16 protein-coding genes are annotated in these 16,220 nt (G+C 53.0%); 6 read left to right on the top strand and 10 right to left on the bottom strand.

Annotation, left to right across the window (positions count from 1 at the left end; all coding sequences use genetic code 11):
• Positions 1–14: 14 nt before the first annotated feature.
• The 5 genes from acrB to ACLM7Z_RS04365 form a co-directional block, all read right to left on the bottom strand.
• A complete protein-coding gene (acrB, locus tag ACLM7Z_RS04385; protein WP_087019554.1) occupies positions 15–815 on the bottom strand; it encodes an acryloyl-CoA reductase electron transfer subunit gamma in 801 nt (266 codons plus the stop codon).
• 22 nt (positions 816–837) lie between these two features.
• Positions 838–1,983: an acyl-CoA dehydrogenase gene (locus ACLM7Z_RS04380; RefSeq protein ID WP_087019559.1), complete on the bottom strand. Its 1,146-nt coding sequence runs from the start codon at positions 1,981–1,983 to the stop codon at positions 838–840.
• Between the two features lie 363 nt (positions 1,984–2,346).
• The gene (locus ACLM7Z_RS04375; protein ID WP_087019562.1) at positions 2,347–4,248 is read right to left on the bottom strand and encodes an NAD(+) synthase; all 1,902 of its coding nucleotides are present in this window, start codon (positions 4,246–4,248) and stop codon (positions 2,347–2,349) included.
• Between the two features lie 142 nt (positions 4,249–4,390).
• Positions 4,391–4,663 carry a hypothetical protein gene (locus ACLM7Z_RS04370; RefSeq protein WP_087019565.1) on the bottom strand — a complete coding sequence of 91 codons (273 nt, stop codon included), beginning with the start codon at positions 4,661–4,663 and terminating at the stop codon, positions 4,391–4,393.
• A 152-nt stretch (positions 4,664–4,815) separates the two neighbouring features.
• Positions 4,816–6,264: a polysaccharide deacetylase family protein gene (locus ACLM7Z_RS04365; protein WP_435645620.1), complete on the bottom strand. Its 1,449-nt coding sequence runs from the start codon at positions 6,262–6,264 to the stop codon at positions 4,816–4,818.
• 381 nt (positions 6,265–6,645) lie between these two features.
• Here ACLM7Z_RS04365 and ACLM7Z_RS04360 point away from each other — a divergent pair, with 381 nt between their 5' ends.
• Positions 6,646–7,113 carry a heme-binding protein gene (locus ACLM7Z_RS04360; protein ID WP_435645619.1) on the top strand — a complete coding sequence of 156 codons (468 nt, stop codon included), beginning with the start codon at positions 6,646–6,648 and terminating at the stop codon, positions 7,111–7,113.
• 188 nt (positions 7,114–7,301) lie between these two features.
• Positions 7,302–7,973: a hypothetical protein gene (locus ACLM7Z_RS04355; protein ID WP_273350376.1), complete on the top strand. Its 672-nt coding sequence runs from the start codon at positions 7,302–7,304 to the stop codon at positions 7,971–7,973.
• Between the two features lie 214 nt (positions 7,974–8,187).
• On the opposite strand, the gene ACLM7Z_RS04350 is transcribed toward ACLM7Z_RS04355, so the two are convergent.
• On the bottom strand, positions 8,188–8,439 hold the full coding sequence (locus ACLM7Z_RS04350) for a helix-turn-helix domain-containing protein (RefSeq protein WP_242969824.1): 252 nt from the start codon (positions 8,437–8,439) through the stop codon (positions 8,188–8,190).
• A gap of 198 nt (positions 8,440–8,637) precedes the next feature.
• On the opposite strand from ACLM7Z_RS04350, the gene ACLM7Z_RS04345 reads away from it, so the two are divergent.
• From ACLM7Z_RS04345 to ACLM7Z_RS04330, 4 genes are all read left to right on the top strand, one after another.
• Positions 8,638–9,705, top strand: coding sequence for a hypothetical protein (locus tag ACLM7Z_RS04345; protein WP_273350375.1), 1,068 nt, complete (start codon positions 8,638–8,640; stop codon positions 9,703–9,705).
• 15 nt (positions 9,706–9,720) lie between these two features.
• Complete coding sequence (locus ACLM7Z_RS04340; protein ID WP_087019586.1) at positions 9,721–10,455, top strand: hypothetical protein; 735 nt, start codon at positions 9,721–9,723, stop codon at positions 10,453–10,455.
• 124 nt (positions 10,456–10,579) lie between these two features.
• Positions 10,580–10,978 carry a hypothetical protein gene (locus tag ACLM7Z_RS04335; RefSeq protein ID WP_087019589.1) on the top strand — a complete coding sequence of 133 codons (399 nt, stop codon included), beginning with the start codon at positions 10,580–10,582 and terminating at the stop codon, positions 10,976–10,978.
• Complete coding sequence (locus ACLM7Z_RS04330; RefSeq protein ID WP_435645618.1) at positions 10,979–12,328, top strand: peptidoglycan-binding protein; 1,350 nt, start codon at positions 10,979–10,981, stop codon at positions 12,326–12,328. It abuts the gene before it with no gap.
• 54 nt (positions 12,329–12,382) lie between these two features.
• On the opposite strand, the gene serS is transcribed toward ACLM7Z_RS04330, so the two are convergent.
• From serS to ACLM7Z_RS04310, 4 genes are all read right to left on the bottom strand, one after another.
• On the bottom strand, positions 12,383–13,654 hold the full coding sequence (serS, locus tag ACLM7Z_RS04325) for a serine--tRNA ligase (protein ID WP_087019596.1): 1,272 nt from the start codon (positions 13,652–13,654) through the stop codon (positions 12,383–12,385).
• A gap of 62 nt (positions 13,655–13,716) precedes the next feature.
• On the bottom strand, positions 13,717–14,277 hold the full coding sequence (locus tag ACLM7Z_RS04320) for a hypothetical protein (protein ID WP_087019599.1): 561 nt from the start codon (positions 14,275–14,277) through the stop codon (positions 13,717–13,719).
• Positions 14,278–14,289: 12 nt separating this feature from the next.
• Entirely contained in the window at positions 14,290–15,189 is a 900-nt protein-coding gene (locus ACLM7Z_RS04315; protein ID WP_087019600.1) for a ParB/RepB/Spo0J family partition protein, read from the bottom strand.
• 14 nt (positions 15,190–15,203) lie between these two features.
• On the bottom strand, positions 15,204–15,965 hold the full coding sequence (locus ACLM7Z_RS04310) for a ParA family protein (protein ID WP_435645617.1): 762 nt from the start codon (positions 15,963–15,965) through the stop codon (positions 15,204–15,206).
• Between the last annotated feature and the right edge of the window lie 255 nt (positions 15,966–16,220).

Here is a 16,220-nt window from a genome sequence, read left to right as displayed (position 1 = left end):
GTTTCTCCTTTCAATTAGATGATGTGCTTGGCAAGGAGCTTGTCAACCAGTACGTCGACAGTCTTCTGGTCAGCGCCTTCGAGCATTTCGCCCTGGCCCTTCTGCGGGGGCGTAAAGGAAGCGAAGATGTTCGTCGGAGAACCCTTCAGGCCGATGGTGTCCAGCTCAATCAGCGGATCATCCTTCAGTGCGTTGAAATCAAATACGGTCATCGGCTTGCTGTAGCAATCGAAGATGCCGCCTACGCTCATGTAGCGCGGGGTGTTCAGTTCCTTGATTGCGGTCAGCAGGCACGGGGTCTGGGTCTTGATGGTCATGTAGCCATCTTCCAGCATTCTCTTGCAGGTTACCTCGGTGCCCTCTACCTTCAGGTCTGCAACGTAGGTGATCTGCGGGATGCCCAGCTTCTCTGCGATCTGCGGGCCTACCTGTGCGGTATCGCCGTCGATTGCCTGACGGCCGCACATTACGATGTCATCGGACTCTACGCCGATCTTGTTCACTGCTGCTGCCAGGATCTGGGAGGTAGCGAAGGTGTCGGAACCGCCGAATTCACGGCCGGATACCAGAACTGCTTCGTCTGCGCCCATTGCCAGGATTTCACGCAGCATGCCTTCTGCCGGGGGAGGACCCATGGTGACAACAATAACCTTGCAGCCGGTCTGATCCTTCAGGGTCAGAGCTGCTTCGATTGCGTTCTTATCGTCCGGGTTGATGATAGCAGCCATAGAAGCGCGGTCCAGGGTGCCGTCCGGCTTGACAGCAACCTTACCAGAGGTATCCGGAACCTGCTTTACGCATACGATAACTTTCATAATACTGTAATCCTCCCTATTCTTACTTGCCGAGTACGTTGTTTGCGATTACCATGCGCTGTACCTGGGAAGTGCCCTCGTAGATCTCGGTGATCTTGGCATCGCGCATCATGCGCTCCAGCGGGTACTCACGGATGTAACCGTAACCGCCGAAGATCTGAAGTGCCTTGGTGGTAACGTCCATAGCGGTCTCAGCAGCGAACAGCTTAGCCATAGCAGCTTCCTTGTTATACGGCAGGCCATGATCCTCGTTGAATGCAGCGCGGCGAACCAGCAGGCGGGCAGCCTCAACCTGGGTCTCCATGTCAGCGATCATCCACTGCAGGCCCTGGAACTTGGACAGGGTTTTGCCGAACTGAACGCGCTCCTTCATGTACTGAACAGCCTGATCCAGTGCGCCCTGCGCAATGCCGAGTGCCTGGGAAGCGATGCCGATACGGCCGCCGTCGAGGGTGGTCATAGCGATCTTGAAGCCCTGGCCTTCCTTGCCCAGCAGACGGTCTGCCGGCAGGTGCATGTCTTCAAATACCAGCTCAGCGGTCTGGGAACCGCGGATGCCCATCTTATGCTCGATCTTGCCGATGGAGAAGCCCGGGTCGTCCTTATCAACGATGAATGCGGAAATGCCGCGGGTGCCCTTGCTCTTATCGGTCATCGCGAAGATAACGTAGGTGCTTGCAACGCCGCCGCCGGTGATGAATACCTTGGAGCCGTTGACGATGTAGGAGCCGTCCTCCTGCTTCTCAGCAACAGTCTGCTGGCCCGCAGCGTCGGTACCTGCGTTCGGCTCGGTCAGGCCGAATGCACCGGTCTTGGTGCTGCTGATGAGCGGGCGGAGCCACTTTTCCTTCTGCTCCGGCGTGCCGTACTTATAAATCGGCCATGCGCACAGGGTAGCGTGCGAGGAAATGATACAGCCAGTGGTGCCGCAGAAGCGGGATGCTTCTTCGATTGCAATCGTGTAGCAGATGGTGTCGCCGCCGGAGCCGCCGAGCTCCTTCGGGAACTGAATGCCCATCAGGCCATATTTGCGCATCTTCTCGACGGTCTCATGCGGATAACGCTCCTGCTCGTCGATTTCTGCGGCAATCGGCTCAATTTCGTTGACCGCGAATTCACGGCACATCTTCTGAACCATTGCCTGCTCTTTTGTAAGCCTAAAATCCATACCAGTAAACCTCCCAAAAAAATGAATTCCAAAATATGAATACATGCGAGCATCCGGGCGATCTGGCTTTACGCCAAAATGCACGCTGCATTTCATGGAATGTGGGTTAATACATATACACACACACATGTATACGATAAATATTATATTCATTCGCAAGGGTTTGTCAAGAATTTCACCCATTTATTTTGTATAAAAGAATCAATTTAACAAGAACTTACCCATCTTTTTTCATACTTATTGACAATTTGTTAATGATTTAACAAATCTTTCGTGCAAAATATACAAATAGTGTTCAAAGCGTGAAAAAAGCGGCGGAATGTGTCAGTGGCACATCCCGCCGCAAATCGCGCATTTTTCTGTTTACAGCTGCTCACACTGTTCCATCCACAGCGCGCTGACGGCATCTGACGGCATACGCCAGTCGCCGCGCGGCGACAGTGTGACCGTACCGACCTTCGGGCCATCCGGCAGGCAGGAACGCTTGAACTGCTGGATAAAGAAGCGGCGGACAAATGTCGTCAGCCATTTTTTGATGGTGGCATCGTCGTACACGCCCGCAAACGCCTGCTTTGCCATGCGGAAAATCTTCTTCGGCTCCATGCCAAAGCGCAGCAGATAATACAGGAAAAAATCATGCAGCTCGTAGGGGCCGACCAGCTCCTCGGTCTTCTGCGAGATTTCGCCGTCCTTCGGCGGCAGCAGCTCCGGGGAAACCGGTGTTGCGAGCACATCGCGCAGCACGCGCCCGGTCTCACCGCCCGCCCGGTCCGCTTCATACGCGGTCAGATAACGCACCAGCGTCTTCGGAATCGAGCTGTTGACGCCGTACATCGACATGTGATCGCCGTTGTAGGTTGCCCAGCCGAGTGCCAGCTCGGACAGGTCGCCCGTACCAATGACCATGCCGCCGGTCTTGTTCGCCAGATCCATCAGCACCTGGGTGCGCTCACGCGCCTGGCCGTTTTCAAACGTGACGCTGTGGTCTTCCATATCGTGGCCGATGTCGATGAAGTGCTGCGTGACCGATGCACCGATTTCAATCGTCTTGCAGGTTGTGCCATACGCTGCGGCCAGGGTCAGCGCATTGTTCTTCGTGCGGCTGGTCGTGCCGAAGCACGGCATCGTAACGGCAATGATGTCCCTGCGGTCGCGTCCGAGCAGATCAAATGCATGAACCGTGACGATGAGCGCAAGTGCGGAATCCAATCCGCCGGATAGTCCGACGACTGCCGTCTTCGCATGCGCATGGCGCACGCGTGTCGCAAGGCCGGTTGCCTGAAGCGTCAGAATTTCTTCGCAGCGTGCAGCGAGGTCGCCCTTGTCTGACGGCACGAACGGTGTCTGTGCAATCGGACGGGTCAGCTCGGTCTCGCGCAGCTCCATATCAAACCAGACACGGGAAACATAGCCTTCCCGGAAGGTATTCTGACGGCGGCGCTCATAAGTCAGACGTGTGACATCGATTTCCGAAATCGTCAGACCGGTGGCAAACCGCGGCGACTGTGCCAGCAGCGTGCCATTTTCCGCAATGATATTGTGTGCGGCAAACACCAGGTCCGTGGATGACTCGCCCTGGCCTGCATCGCAGTAAATATAACCGCACAGGCCGCGGCCGGACTGCATGCAAACCAGATTGCGGCGGTATGCCGCTTTGCCGATGATTTCATCCGAAGCGGACAGATTGAAGAGAATGGTCGCACCGGCGCAGGCCAGATCACTGGACGGCGGATTGGGTACCCACAGATCCTCACAAATCTCCGCGGAAACCGCAAAATCCGGCAGATCGGTACAGCAGAAAATCTGATTGGGATCAATGCAGAATTCCTGACCATCCCATTCGAGATATTCCTCGGTATCGTCATCTGCTTCGGTAAAATGACGCAGCTCATAAAATTCTGTATAATTCGGGATGTTTCGCTTCGGAATCATGCCGAGAATGTTACCCTTGTGCAGAAACGCCGCACAGTTGTACAGCGTGCCGCCCACGCGTACCGGCAGACCCACAACAATCAGCATGTCCATTTCCGCAGTCTCTCCGGCAATGCGCAGCAGCTGCTGCTTTGCGCCGTCGAGCAGGATATTGTGTAAAAACAGGTCGGAACAGGTATAGCCGGTCAGACACAGCTCCGGGAAGCAGACTGCCTGCACGCCTTTTTCATTTGCCTCACGGCACAGCGCGAGGATGTTGTCCGCATTAAATGCGCAGTCTGCCACATGGATTTCCGGCGTGGCTGCCGCGACTTTGATAAATCCGTCTTTCATGATAGTCAGCACCTCAGGGTTTTTGTGATTCTTTTATTATACCCCAGACGCGCACAATTGAAAATATCCAATTACACGGAATCATTGCGCCAATCGGCTGCCGGCGCACAGCGCCGAAGACGGAAACAATAAAGCGGAGATGTCACGCATACATCACTTCCACCTCGCCCTCTGCTTCGGCATACACCTGGATCAGCCGCGAGGTGCGGCGCGTAGCGGTCTGTGGATCGCGGTCGATCAGGATATCATATGCTCCCGGCGCAATGCGCACATTGTTGACCTCATCATATGCGCCGAGCGAAACATAGATCTCTCCGCCGGTGAAATTTTTTACCTTCCATTTCAGCCCGCTGAGCTGCATATTGAATTCCGTGACCTGTCGCGCCGGACAGCTTCTTCTCTTGCAAAAAATCATGGTATCACCTTTCATAAAATTATTATTTCAGTATACTAAATGTAATATTAACAGCTGGATATCATTTGTACAGGTTGATTTCTTTCCGCGCTGTGGACAAATAAAAAAACCTGCCGCATGGCATCGCATGCGGCAGGCTCCGTGCATATAGATCAGTTTTCGGATGTATCATTGTCCTCCGAATCGGAGGTGTCCCCGCTGTCTGAGCTGTCAGAGCTGCTGTCCTCTTCCGGCATATCCGACGGAGTGGTTTCATCCACCTCAAAATGTACCGGACGGGTGGAGTTGGTAATTGGAAGCATATCAATGCCCGAGTCCTTCAGTTTATCAATGATTGACGGAAGTGCTTCTACCGTCTTTTCCTTTCCATAGGTGTCATGCATGAGCAGGATGACGTCATTGCGCGAGCTGCCGCTGACCTCACTGACCGCATAATCCACCATCTGTGCAACGGTATAATTGCCGTTTTCCGCATCATGTGCATAGGAATTCCAATCGTAATATTCAAAGCCGCGGCGCGTCATTTCACTGACAATGGCATCATAGGTGCCATGGCGCTGCATCACCGAGTTGTTGCTGCCGCCCGGGAAACGGAAGCCCTGAACACGGTAGCCGGTCAAATCATAAATTTTATCATATGCAGCGGCAAAATCGTTGAGATATCCCTCTGTCGAAGCATACAGTTGACCGTAGTCGTGATCGTTCGCATGAATGCACAGCGTGTGACCCTCATCGACAATGCGCTTGATGATATCCTCATTGCCGTCAATCTCACTGGTGACAATGAAGAAGGTAGCTTTGACACCCTTCTCCTTGAGTACATCGAGAATGCCCGGTGTATTGGTCGAGGACGGGCCGTCGTCAAAGGTCATATAGCAGACCTTTTCCTCGCTCTCCTTGTTCGGCTTGCTCACAGCATCGGAATACAGGCCCGGATATTCGAGCGCATACGCCGGCAGCGATGTGTCGTCCTTAATCTTTTGATACTGTTCGGATTCCTGCTGGCTTGCGGGACGGTCATCCTTCTTCTCCGGTGCTTCGGTGGAAATACCCGAACCTTGCGCTGTGGAATTTCCCCTGCCTGTCACCGCTTTGACTGCGGAAACAACCAGAACAATGGCAACGAGCAGCACAACAACGATCGTGCCAAGGCGCATCAGGCGCTTTTTGCGGCGGCGTGCCGCACGTGCCTTGCTGTTTTTTCCCTTCTTCGCGGCTGCGGGCTTTTGGCCAGCCTGCTTTGTGCCTGCTTTCTTTGTCGCATGCTTCTTGTCCAGATGTACGGTAGCGGCAGGCTGATCCGGATGGCGGCGTTTGGCCTGTCCGTCGAGAATCGCTTCCCGCTGCATCTGTTCGACATCTGCCTGCTCCGGCTGCTCCGGTTGCTCCGCAGCAGCTTCTGCCGAAGCCTCCTCCGGTTCTGCTTCCTCCTGCGGCTGTACAGGCTCATCCTGTGCAGTCGGTTCTTCCGGCGCCGGCTCATTGTCCGGCTGTTTCGTCTCATCCGTTTTTATCTGTTCCAGCACGCGCTGCAGGTCATTCAGACTGTCCTGTGCCTGCTGATGCTTTTTATCCTTGTCCGGTTCAAACTCATGTTCCATGATCGTGTAAACTCCTCTCTGTCGATTTTCTATATCAGACAAACGATTCTGATTCCCCAAAGGTGTCAGTTTTCCTGCTCCAATCGTTGTCTATTATAGCCAACTCTGTCATAAAAAGCAATGAATTTCGACAAATTTCCCATATTTCTTTCCCTTTTTCCATCCCAATGGTTTTCCTGTCGCCTATAGTACAAAAAGCCTCGCTTCTGTCTGTGTATCTTATTGTGATTTTCTGCTCAAATTGCGCATAAATTCAGCCTTTACAATCGTCCGGACACATGATACCATGGCGATACAAGGTGGAACGTCCTTCTCCCGGATGTTTTATATTGTATTATCAATATACTTTTATACTATTTGTATTGAAAGGCGGTACTGATTATGTCCATCACCAATGAATCCCTTCTGGCTCTGGAACAGGAACTTACCTTTTCCTCTTTTTCCCGTGCGGATGCCTTCCGTCTGGGCGAGCTGATTAACGAAGAATCCGCAAAGTATCCCGCACCGCTTGCGACAGAAATTGTCATCAATGGCCTTGTCGTTTATCGGTATTTCCAGGACGGCGCCCTGCCGGACAGTGAGCTGTGGCTGGAGCGCAAGCGCAATGCAGTGGAGCTGATGCAGATGGCTTCCCTGCGTTTCGGCTGCTGGCTGGAAGAAAACGGCGAGACACTGGAGAGCCGCAAGCTGAATCCGGATGATTTCGCACCGGGCGGCGGCGGCATGCCGATTATCCTCAAGGGAACCGGTATCATTGGTTCCGTCTGTGTTTCCGGTGAGCCGAATCATCTGGATGACCATGCCATTGTCACAACCGCTATGAAACGTCTGCTGGCAGAAAAGCAGTAATGATATGCCCATTCCATCGGGTGCATCGAATTCGATGCACCCCTTTTTCTGTAATGTATCCGGCGGAAACAGTTGAATCCCGCCCGCCTGTCCGTTATAATGAAGCAGGCAATGTGCACCGGCTCTCCTGACCCCTGCCGCTGTACTGCCGTCCTGAATTATCCCATACAACAAAAGAAGGAGATCACATGAAAAAACGAATTGTTTCTGTCCTGGCTGTCTGTGCCATGGCCATGGGCATGCTGTGCGGCTGTATGTCGGTCGCTCCCGAACCGGAGAAACCGGAATCCGTCACGCCGGATACACCGGTTACCGGCACGTGGGTTTCCCCCGCCGGTTCGCCTCTCGACTTCAACGAAGACGGCACCTATGTTGACCACACAAAGAACAACCGCACCGGTACCTTTGCTTATGTCGCAGAAAATGCCGACTTCAGCCTTGCCCAGCTGTTTGACAACGTGGAATATGTCACCTGTACCGCAGACAACGGCGATGAGGCAATTACGGCCGCTGTCCTGCAGGATGTCATGATTGCCTATTCCGCAAAGGATCACGCAGAACTGTATTACGTGCGCGATGGCCGCGATGCAGTCGATGCGGAATCCATTCAGGGCGAATGGATTGATGTCTATGACAAAGATTCCACAATGAGTTTTTCCGCTGACGGCAAGCTGCACGCCTTCGATGAGACATCTGACTACACGATAGAGCAGGGCGATTGCGGCACATGCGTTACAGTCAAAAGTGGCGACAGCGAAACCACCTATGCCATCGCCTCTTATGAGGACTACCTGTTCATGATATGCTGTGATTCACAAAAATTATACCTGCTCGCGCGCGAATCCGCGGCAGATCAATAAGACCGCATACCTCACGCTGTTTCAGAAAAAGAATCGCCTACCGTTATGGTGTGCCCATCATCAGATACCAGATCTCACAGAGCGCGCCAACAATGACTCGATTTTCCGCTGCGATTCAAAACATAGACTGTTGGCGGAAATGAGCCGCCCGGATTTCTCTGATAAAACAAACATGCGCCCAGAACCGGCTTTGTGCTGATTCAGAGCGCATGTTTTATTTTTCTTCTTCATTCGGCACATAGCGGATCAGATCGCCGGGCGTGCAGCCCATGACAAAGCAAATCCGCGCGAGTACATCCGCGTCAATCTTCTCGACATGCCCCTGATACCATTTGTCAATCACTTCAAAGCGGGTGTTCACCGCACGGGCAAGCGCATTGCGGGTGATGTGCCTGGCATCCATATATTCTCTCAAACGGATTTGGATTGTACCATAACAATGTACGACATAAACAACCGGTTTCATAGCTTCCCTCCCCAACTATATAATATAATAGCAAAAAAAAATACCGCGCGGGGATTCCGGAAAAAATCAAGCTGATAAATGTAATAATCAGATGTTACGACGTTACTATGTACAGAGTAATGTGGTATATAGAAATTTACCTTCCCCAAAAATATGATAAAATTAGATCCGTAAGATAATTACAGGGAGGATTTGGGAATGAAAGGAAAATGGAAAACAGATTTTACCGCCGGATTGCTTGCTGTGCTCGGCCTTCTGTGGCTGACTGCCTGCGGCTCATCCGTGCCTTCTAAAAAGCAGATGGCAGAGGATCTGTCGGAAGATGTCCGGACGATTTATATCTATGACAACTATGAAGAAACTCCTCTTGTTCTGGATGTGACCGATATAACCATAGAAAAGCGCCAGACCAATGAAAAAGATGATACAGTATATTGTACCGTAACAATGGAAAACGAAAATTATCGATATATCGCTGATTATATTTTGTTTTACAACTATTATGACGAGGGTGGTTGGATTCTGGACAACTGCTGTACCGACCCGGAAGGCACAGCCGGTATGGAGATTATCCCGTTGAACGGACTGCCGGAGAAAACCGCAAATGCAGAAATGGACTGTTATTATTTTGACTCCTGTTCTTTAACCGATCAGTCATTCGATGCGTATGAAGACGGTTCCGCAGAAATCTGCGGTTCCAGCTTTACCTATGATGTATCGTACACAAACACATATGGTTCGTATAATGGAACAGTTTCGCTGAATTATTATTTTTACAGTGAAGGGACTTATGGCTACTGGACATATGACGCGCTCACGTATAACGATTCGTTCCAATGGGATGTGACAGGTACATGGGAAACGGAATCAACTAATGAACTCAACAACCATACAAGTTACTTAAACAATGACACCGTGTCGATGGAACTTGACTCGATTGACTTGGAAAATTATATGGTAACTGCATCAGTTTCCAATTCCTACGAAGATTCCATCGTATGGTTTGCAGATGAAGGCCCCAAAATGGTAGAACACGGTACGGACGGCATGGTTTCGGAAAGTTTTTATTTCGATTATGGATATAATCCCAGCTACACCAGCGAAGACGACTTCGATGATTATTTCGATCACACCACACAATACGAACCGCCTTGCCTGAAATTCAGCATCCGTGTCCCAAACTGGACAACCTACCATATCAGCATGCGCCCCGACCACGCCGTTTGTCAGAGCGCATTCACGCAGTATATCATGCAACGAACATAAAGGAGCGATAACGTAATGAAAAACCACTTTTTGCTGCCCTGTATTCTGCTGTGCGGCATACTCTGCGGATGCACCGGACAGGATATCAACGTAACTGTCGACCAAACAAACAACAACAATACCGCCGACACATCCGGCAGTGCGAAAGCAGTCTGTGACCATGACTATCACCGCTCAGATTATGCAGCCGCAACAACAGATGAAAATGGATATGAGGAATTTACCTGTTCCAAATGCGGTGATTCGTATCGGGAAGTCATTCCTGCGCTTGATGGTGTTTCCGGTTCCGACAGTTCTTCAGAGGAGAATACCGGATCAACGGGCAATCAACTGGTGCTGTTCGACCTTCCGGAATACAGCAGCAGCTCCAATGAAATGATCAGTGTATCATATTACGAATCGGATATCGTAGATGTGGAAGGCTGGCATCATAAGGATTGCTATACACTATGCTGTGGGGAAAAAGATAAAGAAAAGAGTTACATACGCTGGGAATTGGATCAGAAGTATGAATCAGTCTCCGGAAGTATCTATCTGGAAAAAGAACCACGCGACGGCCGATGCTGGCTTGTATTCTGCGATGAAGACAATACCCCTATCTTTACAACAGACAATCTGAATAACAATGCCGCATCGGTAAAATTTGAATTTGATGTCAGCGAGGTAAAATTCCTGACAATGTACGCGTATTGTCAGGACATTTCTAATCCCTGGATCATTGTAGATAATATCTATATTACCCAAAAATAAACGAATGCTCCGGCTGAAAAGCACGTTCTACATGCGGAACGTGCTTTTTTCTGTTCTCCCCCTATGCCCGCCTGCATACAATGTCCTGTTCCCCCTGCGGAACAGGAAAGGAGCGGATTTGATTATGCCAACCGGCACCCTGATTGTACAGACGCGCGCGGCACGCGGTGCTCTCCCCGTCGTCGGCGCGACCGTCACGGTTTACTGCCCGGATGCAAACGGCGTATTGCAGCCATGCATCACAGAACGCACCGACATGAGCGGCTCCACACCGCCCATCCAGCTGGAAACGCCATCGCTGGAAAATGCCTCCCCTGAAGCTGTGCCGCCGTTTGCCACCTACCGTGTCGATATCGACCATCCCGATTACCGTCCGGTAACGGTGCTCGATGTCGCAATGTTTTCCGATATCCCCACGACGCTTCCCGTGGTCATGGTACCGCCGCGCTCGGTCGACGAACAGCGCAAAAAGCTCATCATCAACAGCGCCGAGCTCGGGCCCACCGGATCGGGGGTAAGATAAATGCCGGATTTTCCCTATATCCCTGAAACCATCACGGTACACCTCGGGCGGCCGGATGACCCGGCACCCAATGTCACGGTGCCCTTTCTGGAATACATTCAGAACGTAGCCTCCAGTGAGCTGTATCCGACCTGGCCGGAAAATGCCCTGCGCGCCAACATCTATGCGGAGATTTCATTTGCACTCAACCGCATCTATACCGAATGGTACCGCTCACGCGGCTATGATTTTGACATTACCAATTCCACCGCCTATGACCAGGCATTTGTCAACAACCGCGATATTTTCGGCAATGTCGCAAACATTGTCAATGAAATCTTTGACCAGTATCTGGCACGCCCCGGCTATGTTCAGCCGCTGTTTGCTGCCTATTGTGACGGCAGACGTGTCCAGTGCGAGGGGTTGAGCCAATGGGGTACCGTTGACCTGGCGGAACAGGGTATGACGCCATATGAAATCCTCACGCACTATTACGGGGATAATCTGGATATCCGGACTGCACCCATCCGCCCGCTGGTTCAGTCCTATCCCGGCCATCCGCTGCGGCTGGGCGATGTCGAGGTCAGCGTAGAAATCATGCAACAGCGCCTCAATCGCATCTCCAACAACTATCCCGCCATCCCGAAAATTTATCCGGTCAACGGCGTGTTTGACCTAAGCACGGAAAATGCCGTCAAAGAATTCCAACGCATTTTTAACCTCACACCGGACGGCATTGTCGGACCTGCCACCTGGTATCAGATCACCTCAGTCTACAATGCCGTGCTCCGGCTGGCAGAGTTGAATGCCGAAGGTGTCACACTTCAGGATGTTTCACGTGAACTGCCCTATGTGCTCAGTGAGGGCATGCGCGGCGATGCCGTCCGCCTGCTCCAGTTCTTTCTGTCAGTCGTCGGCACATATAATGACCAGTTGCCCGTGATTCCCGTCGACGGCATATTCGGGCCGAACACAAAGGACGCCGTGATTGCCTTCCAGAACTATGCCGGGCTGACACCGGACGGCATTGTGGGCGCCAACACCTGGGCAGCCCTGCTGTCCGCCTATGAGGAAATTGAACTCACTCAGCCCGCAAACGTCAGCACAGTTGTGCTCCCGCCCACCCAGACGCTTGTCCTCGGTTCGCGCTCGGAGGATGTCTCCCGTTTGCAGGGCTGGCTCAACCGCATTGCGCAGGAATATCCCCAAATCACTCCGATCCCGCAGACCGGCTATTACGGGGAAATGACACGCGATGCAGTGATGACCTTTCAGCAGTTGTTTGGCCTGCCGGTAACCGGCAACGTCAACCCGCTGGTGTTTTATTATATCGAGTTGACTGCCAACAGCATAAATCAGGCCGGACAGTAAAAAAGGCAGCATCCCGCGGGATGCTGCCTTCTGTTTTGTTCTGAATGATACGGTTTACTTGCCGATGACATCGGTGCCCATGAAGCCGCGCAGCGCCTCCGGGATGGTAACCGAACCGTCCGCATTCTGGTAGTTTTCCAGAATCGCAGCAACTGTACGTCCAACCGCAACGCCGGAACCGTTCAGGGTGTGCGCATACTGCGGCTTGCCCTTCTCGTTGCGGCAACGGATATTTGCACGGCGTGCCTGGTAATCGAGGAAGTTCGAGCAGGAAGAAATCTCGACATAACGGCCATAGGACGGCATCCATACCTCGATGTCATAGGTGCAGGCAGAGCTGAAGCCGACATCGCCGGTGCACAGCATGACAACACGGTACGGCAGGCCGAGACCCTGCAAGACAAGCTCTGCCTCATGGGTCAGGTTTTCCAGCTGATTCCACGAATCCTCCGGTGCGGTGAAGTTGACCAACTCAACCTTGTTGAACTGATGCTGACGGATCAGGCCGCGCGCATCGCGTCCGGCTGCACCCGCCTCGCCGCGGAAGCAGGCGGAATAGGCTGCATAGCGAACCGGCAGTGCCTCCGCCGGAATAATGTCATCGCGGTACATATTGGTAACCGGTACCTCTGCCGTCGGGATGAGGTACTGATCGGTATTCTCCAGATGGTACATATCCTCTGCAAACTTCGGCAGCTGGCCGGTGCCGGTCATCGAAGCGGCATTTGCAATAAACGGCGGCAGAATCTCCGTATAGCCGTTCTCGGTATGCGTGTTGAGGAAGTAGTTGATGACCGCGCGCTCCAGGCGTGCGCCCATGCCCTTGTAGAAATGGAAGCGGCTGCCGGTGACCTTTGCAGCGGTCTCCGGGTCAAGAATGCCCAGATCCTTGCCGATATCCCAATGTGCCTTCGGCTCAAAATCGAACTGTCTCGGCTCGCTCCAGCGGCGCAGCTCCGGATTGAAGGTATCATCTGCACCTTCCGGTACCTGGTCAGCCGGTACATTCGGAATGGTCAGCAGCGTATCATGCAGCTTTTCCTCTACCTCCGTGCGCTGTGCATCCAGTTCCTTGATGCCCTGGCTCAGTTCCTTCATCTCCGCCAGAACCGCGGTGACATCCTCGCCTGCCTTCTTCAGCTTCGGGATAGATTTGGATACTTTATTCTGCTCCGCCTTCATCGTCTCAACCTTGCCGATGATGTCGCGGCGCTGCTGGTCAAGCGCCAGAACCGCGTCGATCTCCTCGTCGTAGCTCTTGCCGCGCATGGCAAGGCGCGTCTTACATTTTTCCACGTTTTCACGGATAAATTTTACATCTAACACGTTTCATGTTCCTTTCTATCAAATCGGAGGCGCACAGGCGTCCCGATGGAATTGACTTGCTATCACATGCCCAGGTCGGTACAGATTTCGGCATATTCCGCTGCCGCCTCGCCGATGAGCGGTTCCTTTGTCTGATCGGTCAGGACAGCGCGTGTATATGCCTTGTCCATCTGCTTAATGATGGTTACGGCTGCCGCGCTGTCATCCTCCTGCCAGGCGCGCTCCAGCTGCCACAGTTGGTTCAGCGCATCGATCGACTTTTTCTGTTCGTCGATGGTCTGATTCAGCGTATCGGATTCCTTCTGGCTCTCGTCCAGCTGCTTCTGCATCGCGTCAATGGTCGCCTGCATCTGATCCGCCTTTGCCTTTGCGCCGGCGGCGGCATCGGTCTGTTCGGTCAGCTGTGCGCCCAGATCCTCGAGCTGCTGGTTGGCATGTGCCTGCATGACATAGCTGAGCAGAATCAGCGCCAGTGCCACGCAGAACAGGCCGATGATATAAAAGACAAATACCTTGCGGCTCTTCTGTCTGCTGCGGTCAATGGACACCGCTTCCTCATATATCGTTACATCATCCTCTGCCTTGTCCGGTTCGGGATTCTGCTTTTTTGTTTCTTCACTCATGGCAATCCTCCGTCAAAGGATCACAGCGGCCAGCGCACTGACCAGCCGTTCCAGATCGTCATCGCCGTAATATTCCAGCTCAATCCGTCCCTTGTTCTTTTTGTTTTCGATGTGCACGCGACGACCGAGTGCGCCCTCCAGCTTGCGTTGTAATTCGGCGTAATAATCCGGCTGGAACTCCTTCGGCACGGGTACAGGCTTATCCTCCTGTGCAGGCTTATTCAGCTTTTTTGCATACGCTTCTGCCTGCCGCACGGACATGCCGGTATCTGCCATTGTCTTCGCCGCGGCGAGCCGTTTGGATTCCTCCTGTATCGAGAGCACGGCCCGCGCATGTCCGCTGGACAGCTTGCCGTCGATGACCATGCTGCGCACCTCATCGCTGAGCGACAACAGGCGCAGACTGTTGGCGACCGCGGAACGCGAACGCCCGACGCGCTCTGCAACCGTGTCCTGCTTGAGACCGAACTGGTCGATCAGGGCGCGGTAGCCCTCCGCCTCTTCCAGCGGATTGAGGTCTTCACGCTGCAAGTTTTCGATCAGCGCAAGCTCCATCATCGTGCGGTCGTCGGCATCGATGACCATAGCCGGAATGGTGTCCAGCCCGGCGCGTCTGGCAGCGCGCCAGCGGCGCTCCCCTGCGACAATCTGGTAATACCCGTTGTCGCCCTGACGGACGGTAATGGGCGCGAGCACGCCATGAATGCGGATGCTGTTTTCCAGCTCCTGCAATGATTTCTCATCGAACTCACGGCGCGGCTGTGCGCGGTTCGGTTCAATGCGCCGCAGCGGGATATTGCGGAAGCCGTTCTTCGGCTTCACCGGCTCCGCGCTCGTCGGCGGAATTGCCGGGTCGAGGTTTTCCTCACCGAACAGGGCGGAAAGCCCGCGTCCCAAACTTTTATTTGCCATGCGCCTCTCCCTCCTTACGCTTCATTTCTGCGCATAAATTCCTGTGCCAGCGCCATATAGGCCTCTGCCCCGCGGCAATAGCGGTCATAAGCGGTAATCGGTTCGCCGTGGCTCGGCGCCTCAGACAGGCGCACATTGCGCGGCACGACCGTAGCGAATACCTTTTTGCCGAAGTGACGCTTGACCTCCTCGACCACCTGAATGGACAGGTTGGTACGGCCGTCAAACATGGTCAGCAGGACGCCCTCCATCTTGATGCCCTGATTCAGCCCGCGCTGGACAGCGCGCACGGTCGTCATCAGCTGAGTCAGACCCTCGAGTGCATAATACTCGCATTGCAGCGGCACGAGGAATGAATCCGCGGCGCACAGCGAATTGAGTGTCAGCAATCCGAGTGACGGGGGACAGTCGATAAAAATATAATCGTAATCATCACGGATCTGGTCGAGCACCATTTTCAAACGGTATTCCCGGCGGTCAAGCTCAATCAAATCGATTTCCGCACCGGCGAGATTGACATTTGCGCCGATGACGTCCACCCATTTGGTCTTGATGATGCCTTCCTCCACCGGCGCGTCACAGACCGTGAGTTCATACACGCTGGTTTTGAGAGAACGGGGATCGATGCCAAATCCGGAAGTCGCATTGCCCTGCGGATCGAAGTCGCACACAAGAACCTTTTTCCCCTGTTCCGCGAGCGAAGCTGCAAGATTGACGGCTGTGGTGGTCTTGCCGACGCCGCCCTTTTGATTTGCAAACGCAATGATTTTTCCCATACGTGGCTTTCCTTTCCGGATAACAAGAACTGCGAAACCGATACAAACGGGACAAATACCGGAGAAACCGGCGCAGCGTCCCATCATTTCGCCTCTCTATTATAGCACGATGTTTCACGTGAAACAACCTCGCAGCGTGGTTTATTTGTGTGTATTTTGTGATATGTTGTGATGTTTCACGTGAAACATCGGCGGACTGTCTATATAAATGCCCGTTTCCTCTTCGGGGTGCCGTGCGCACCGGGAAATGTTTCA

The sequence above is a fragment of the Butyricicoccus porcorum genome, assembly GCF_051246315.1.
Taxonomy (GTDB): Bacteria; Bacillota; Clostridia; order Oscillospirales; family Butyricicoccaceae; genus Butyricicoccus_A; species Butyricicoccus_A porcorum.
The sequence above is the reverse complement of the archived record's forward strand: the minus strand, read 5'-3'. Positions and strand labels throughout refer to the sequence as shown.

Coding starts and splice junctions, on each gene's coding strand:
- ACLM7Z_RS04350 (WP_242969824.1), bottom strand. CDS start 8,439: ATGAAACCGGTTGTTTATGTCGTACATTGTTATGGTACAATCCAAATC.
- ACLM7Z_RS04365 (WP_435645620.1), bottom strand. CDS start 6,264: ATGGAACATGAGTTTGAACCGGACAAGGATAAAAAGCATCAGCAGGCA.
- ACLM7Z_RS04380 (WP_087019559.1), bottom strand. CDS start 1,983: ATGGATTTTAGGCTTACAAAAGAGCAGGCAATGGTTCAGAAGATGTGC.
- ACLM7Z_RS04310 (WP_435645617.1), bottom strand. CDS start 15,965: ATGGGAAAAATCATTGCGTTTGCAAATCAAAAGGGCGGCGTCGGCAAG.
- ACLM7Z_RS04360 (WP_435645619.1), top strand. CDS start 6,646: ATGTCCATCACCAATGAATCCCTTCTGGCTCTGGAACAGGAACTTACC.
- ACLM7Z_RS04315 (WP_087019600.1), bottom strand. CDS start 15,189: ATGGCAAATAAAAGTTTGGGACGCGGGCTTTCCGCCCTGTTCGGTGAG.
- ACLM7Z_RS04320 (WP_087019599.1), bottom strand. CDS start 14,277: ATGAGTGAAGAAACAAAAAAGCAGAATCCCGAACCGGACAAGGCAGAG.
- acrB (WP_087019554.1), bottom strand. CDS start 815: ATGAAAGTTATCGTATGCGTAAAGCAGGTTCCGGATACCTCTGGTAAG.
- ACLM7Z_RS04370 (WP_087019565.1), bottom strand. CDS start 4,663: ATGATTTTTTGCAAGAGAAGAAGCTGTCCGGCGCGACAGGTCACGGAA.
- ACLM7Z_RS04335 (WP_087019589.1), top strand. CDS start 10,580: ATGCCAACCGGCACCCTGATTGTACAGACGCGCGCGGCACGCGGTGCT.
- ACLM7Z_RS04340 (WP_087019586.1), top strand. CDS start 9,721: ATGAAAAACCACTTTTTGCTGCCCTGTATTCTGCTGTGCGGCATACTC.
- ACLM7Z_RS04330 (WP_435645618.1), top strand. CDS start 10,979: ATGCCGGATTTTCCCTATATCCCTGAAACCATCACGGTACACCTCGGG.
- ACLM7Z_RS04345 (WP_273350375.1), top strand. CDS start 8,638: ATGAAAGGAAAATGGAAAACAGATTTTACCGCCGGATTGCTTGCTGTG.
- ACLM7Z_RS04355 (WP_273350376.1), top strand. CDS start 7,302: ATGAAAAAACGAATTGTTTCTGTCCTGGCTGTCTGTGCCATGGCCATG.
- ACLM7Z_RS04375 (WP_087019562.1), bottom strand. CDS start 4,248: ATGAAAGACGGATTTATCAAAGTCGCGGCAGCCACGCCGGAAATCCAT.